General features: G+C 43.6%; 5 protein-coding genes and 6 tRNA genes. All 11 read left to right on the top strand.

Going from position 1 to position 4614, the window contains the following annotated elements:
* Window positions 1-104 precede the first annotated feature (104 nt).
* The 11 genes from I2H87_RS13670 to I2H87_RS13620 all read left to right on the top strand — a co-directional run bounded on the left by I2H87_RS13670 (window position 105) and on the right by I2H87_RS13620 (window position 3840).
* Entirely contained in the window at window positions 105-293 is a 189-nt protein-coding gene (locus tag I2H87_RS13670) for a DUF6472 family protein (RefSeq protein WP_009268148.1), read from the top strand.
* A gap of 69 nt (window positions 294-362) precedes the next feature.
* The gene (locus I2H87_RS13665) at window positions 363-593 is read left to right on the top strand and encodes a hypothetical protein (protein ID WP_009268147.1); all 231 of its coding nucleotides are present in this window, start codon (window positions 363-365) and stop codon (window positions 591-593) included.
* 135 nt (window positions 594-728) lie between these two features.
* Window positions 729-1874: a THUMP domain-containing class I SAM-dependent RNA methyltransferase gene (locus I2H87_RS13660; RefSeq protein ID WP_009268146.1), complete on the top strand. Its 1146-nt coding sequence runs from the start codon at window positions 729-731 to the stop codon at window positions 1872-1874.
* Between the two features lie 32 nt (window positions 1875-1906).
* A complete protein-coding gene (locus I2H87_RS13655) occupies window positions 1907-2524 on the top strand; it encodes an XTP/dITP diphosphatase (RefSeq protein WP_195610290.1) in 618 nt (205 codons plus the stop codon).
* 32 nt (window positions 2525-2556) lie between these two features.
* Complete coding sequence (locus I2H87_RS13650; RefSeq protein ID WP_195610289.1) at window positions 2557-3039, top strand: metallophosphoesterase family protein; 483 nt, start codon at window positions 2557-2559, stop codon at window positions 3037-3039.
* 209 nt (window positions 3040-3248) lie between these two features.
* Window positions 3249-3323 (top strand) — tRNA-Pro (locus tag I2H87_RS13645).
* A gap of 5 nt (window positions 3324-3328) precedes the next feature.
* Window positions 3329-3399: transfer RNA gene (locus I2H87_RS13640), tRNA-Gly, on the top strand.
* A gap of 52 nt (window positions 3400-3451) precedes the next feature.
* Window positions 3452-3525 (top strand) — tRNA-Arg (locus tag I2H87_RS13635).
* Window positions 3526-3530: 5 nt separating this feature from the next.
* A tRNA-His gene (locus tag I2H87_RS13630) sits at window positions 3531-3604 on the top strand.
* A gap of 58 nt (window positions 3605-3662) precedes the next feature.
* A tRNA-Gln gene (locus I2H87_RS13625) sits at window positions 3663-3734 on the top strand.
* 33 nt (window positions 3735-3767) lie between these two features.
* Window positions 3768-3840, top strand: a tRNA-Lys gene (locus tag I2H87_RS13620).
* The last annotated feature ends 774 nt before the right edge of the window (window positions 3841-4614 follow it).

Raw genomic sequence — 4614 nt, 5'->3', positions numbered from 1 at the left:
AAACTCCACCTCGTGGAATTTAGTCCTACAAGGTGGAATTTAACTTTACAAAGTGGAATTTACTTTTTCAATTGACCAAAGTGCAGAAAGGAAGTCAAATTTAAATGAAACGAAGAGAACGGGGAAGCTGTGAAAGCTGTACATACTATATATATGATGAGGATTGTGGAGCATATATCTGCGATATGGATATGGACGAAGATGAATATATCCGGCTTGTATCGGATTCGCATTATCAATGTCCGTATTACAGAAACGGAGACGAGTATGTGGTAGTACGTCATCAGATGTAAGAATGTATAATATCTGAAGAATCGAGACACAATACGAGTGTACCAAAAAAATTCAGGAGGGATACACTCATGGCAAAGAATGTAAAAAACACAAATATGAACAACACAAATTCTAACGAAGCAAACAGCAATGCATATTCTTCTTATGCAGATACGCAGAGCAGAAATGCCGGAAACAATGCAGGTTCTCAGAATAAGAATGTGAATAAGAATGCGAACAAAAACAGCAGAAACAGCAGTGATAAAAACTGTGGAAGAAACAGCAGCAGAAATTCTGCAGATGAATCCAACAACTATTAAGGATTGAGAAAAAACGGTTAAAAACAGATTAAGGAAGATCAGGGGTGCGGTAAAGTTCAACTTTACTACACCCCTGATTTATAGTAAAATAGTAAAAGAACTGCCAAAAGGCAACAAATAATGAGGTTTGGATTTATGAAATATATAGAGTTGATTGCACCTTGTCATTTCGGTTTAGAATCTGTTTTGAAAAGGGAGATTTTAGATCTCGGATATGAGATTTCCAAGGTGGAAGATGGAAGAGTGACATTTTTAGGTGATGCGGAAGCGATATGCAGAGCCAATATTTTTCTGCGGACGGCGGAGCGGATCCTGTTGAAAGTCGGAGAATTCAGAGCGGTTACATTTGAGGAATTGTTTGAGAAGACAAAAGCGCTTGCCTGGGAAGCATATGTTCCTGCAAACGGAAAGTTCTGGGTTACAAAAGCAGCTTCGGTTAAAAGTAAATTATTCAGTCCGTCCGATATTCAGTCGATCATGAAAAAAGCAATGGTGGAACGGCTGAAGAAAGTATATCATCAGGAATGGTTTCCGGAGGATGGCGCTTCTTATCCGGTGCGTGTATTTTTGATGAAAGACGTGGTGACGATCGGGATCGATACGTCAGGAGTATCTTTACATAAGAGAGGATATCGGCAGTTGTCGAGCAAAGCGCCGATCACAGAGACGCTGGCAGCGGCGCTGATCATGCTTACTCCGTGGAGAAGAGACAGGATTCTGGTGGATCCGTTTTGCGGAAGCGGCACATTTCCGATCGAGGCTGCGATGATGGCGGCTAATATCGCACCGGGAATGAACCGCAGTTTTACAGCGGAGCAGTGGACGAATCTGATTCCGCGGAAATTATGGTATGAAAGTGTGGAAGAGGCGTCAGATCTGATGGAGGATCAGATTGAAGTTGACATTCAGGGGTACGATATAGACGGGGACGTTGTAAAGGCGGCGAGACAGAATGCTGCAGATGCAGGTGTCGATCACCTGATCCATTTCCAACAGCGTCCGGTAAGTCAGCTTCGGCATCCAAAGAAATATGGTTTTATCATTACGAATCCGCCATACGGAGAGCGATTAGAGGAGCGGGAGGCGCTTCCGGAACTTTACCGGACGTTTGGTGAAAGTTTTCGGAGGCTGGAAGACTGGTCGGCATATATGATCACCAGTTATGATGAAGCGGAGAGATATTTTGGAAGAAAAGCGGACAAAAACAGAAAGATCTATAACGGAATGATCAAGACGTATTTTTATCAGTTTATGGGACCGAAGCCGCCGAGAAGACAGTAGTCGTCGATCGAAGAGAACAGAGGATGCGAAAGATGGAAAAGAGAATTGTATTTGCAACGGGAAATGAAAACAAAATGGTTGAAATCCGGATGATCTTAAGTGATCTGGGGCTTCCGATCTATTCGATGAAAGAAGCCGGTGTGGACGTGGAAATTATAGAAGACGGGATCTCATTTGAAGAAAATGCAGAGATCAAGGCGCGGGCTGTTGCGCGTGTTTTGACAAATGATATTGTTCTTGCGGATGATTCCGGGCTGGAGATCGATTATCTGGACGGTGCGCCGGGAATCTACTCGGCAAGATTTGCGGGAGAAGATACATCTTATGATATAAAAAACAGGATACTCCTTGATAAATTAGAGGGAGTACCGGATGAAGAGCGAACTGCCCGGTTTGTCTGTGCTATCTCAGCTGTTTTTCCGGATGGAACATCGGAGACGGTGCGCGGAACGATCGAGGGGCGTATTGCATATGAAATCCAGGGAGAAAATGGATTTGGTTATGATCCGATCTTTTATGTGCCTGAGTATGGCTGCACGACAGCAGAAATGCCGCCGGTGCAGAAGAATGAACTGAGTCATCGGGGAAATGCGCTTCGTGCGATACGGAAGATCATGGAAGATAAAATACGGGAAAGAGAAAATGCATAAAATCAGAAATGTACGGGGCAAAAGGAAATAATATGAGAGTTTTGATTGTAAGTGATACACATGGAAGACATCAGAATCTGGACCGGGCGCTGGAGGCGGCTGGTCCGATTGATTTATTCGTGCATCTGGGAGATGTAGAGGGCGGAGAATACTATATCAATGCAGTTGTGCCTTGTGAAAAGCATATCGTCAGAGGAAATAATGATTTTTTCTCAGATCTTCCCAGAGAAGAGGAGTTTTATATCGGAGAGAAAAAAGTGTTCATCACGCACGGAAATAATTATTATGTCTCCCTTGATCCGGAACAGATCCGCGAAGAGGGGGTGGCACGCGGAGCAGATATTGTAATGTATGGACATACGCACCGACCGTATCTGGATCAGCAGACAGATATTACTGTGTTGAATCCGGGAAGTCTTTCCTATCCAAGGCAGGAGGGGAGAAAAGGCAGTTATATGATCATGGAATTATCAGAGGGAGGGCGCCCTCGTTTTCGGACTTATTATTTGGATTAGAATGGAGCGAAAAGGAATCAAAATATTTGCAATCGCGCAGGAAAAAGCAGTGGATTTTCTCGAAAAAGCCCGTAAAATGGGCACTTAGAAGAAAAATACAAAAAATGCAAAAAAAAATAAAAAAGTTGTTGACATTCTAAAAAGTGTATTATATAATAATTCTTGCGTCACGGGTAAGAGACGCGGTGACGCAGGAAAGTGGCAGTTATCGGGGTGTGGCTCAGCTTGGCTAGAGCGCCTGGTTTGGGACCAGGAGGTCGCAGGTTCGAATCCTGTCACCCCGATCTGTGCGGGTGTAGTTCAATGGTAGAACACCAGCCTTCCAAGCTGGATACGTGGGTTCGATTCCCATCACCCGCTTACTTACAACAAATCTTGTTGTGAGGAGCCTTGAAAAAGGGGATATTATTAAGAGTCTGTAGCTCAGCTGGATAGAGCAACGGCCTTCTAAGCCGTAGGTCGAGGGTTCGAATCCCCCCAGGCTCGGTATGGTGGGTATGGTGCAGTTGGTTAGCGCGCCAGATTGTGGTTCTGGATATCGTGGGTTCGAGTCCCACTACCCACCCTTTCTTATTTATAATAAGAACTAACACCAGCAAAGCGGTGTAGACAGAAGTCTTCGATGGGCTATCGCCAAGCGGTAAGGCACAGGACTTTGACTCCTGCATTCGCTGGTTCGAATCCAGCTAGCCCAGTTACCTGGACAAGCAGGGAGGAAAATTGAATACGGGCGTGTAGCTCAGGTGGTAGAGCACTTGACTTTTAATCAAGTTGTCCGGGGTTCGAATCCCCGCACGCTCATGAATGAAGAACAGCGGAGACTCAAGTATAGCAAGGGTTTCCGCTGTTTTTTAGCGATTTTTAAAGTAGCTGATTTTGGCGAACTTGAATGGTTGTAGATGTCCATTTTCTGTCCTAATGACCTATTTTTGTCCTAAAAATTCATGGCGTCATTGAGTGCGGTGACGGCTTCTTCTTTTTCCATCATAATATGATTACCCAAAGCGAACACTTTTAAACCAGTCTCAAAAATCGTGTGCAGACCATTTACTACGTCAGTATCATTTGGCGTACCCCCTGTACGCCTCAATCTACTTCCTTGTAAAATGATACTGCACACGATTTTGAGACCCTGCGGCATGAAATCTTTCAGAAAAAGCGATTTTCAAGGCAGACAAATGAGCTGTACTGGACGTACAGCGATTGCGGATAACGCAGAAAATCGCTTTATATGGAAGATTTCATGTGTATTGAAAGCGTTCGCTTTGGGTATAGATTCTCAAAACGACTGTTTCCGTATCCTCAAATAGCTTCGCAATATAGGTTTGTAAAGATGGTGCCGATATATGATAATGGAAATATACTATTTTACAATCGGGAAATGCTCGGAATATAGTAAAAGCAAAAGCGTACAGAAAAAAAGTATAGAAGTATTATGAAAGAACCTGTCAAGGTTACTGTTTCGTACGATACGAGCAAGTCCCGGACAGGTTCTTTTCTATAAATGAGCAAGTTCGTGATTTTGCATAAAAGAAAGACACCTTAAATTCGATAGTGTTGTATAATGAAAGTGAC

It is taken from the genome of Mediterraneibacter glycyrrhizinilyticus (genome assembly GCF_015560805.1).
Lineage (GTDB): Bacteria > Bacillota > Clostridia > Lachnospirales > Lachnospiraceae > Schaedlerella > Schaedlerella glycyrrhizinilytica_A.
Note: the sequence above shows the minus strand (reverse complement) of the source record. Positions and strands in the feature narration are given on the sequence as shown.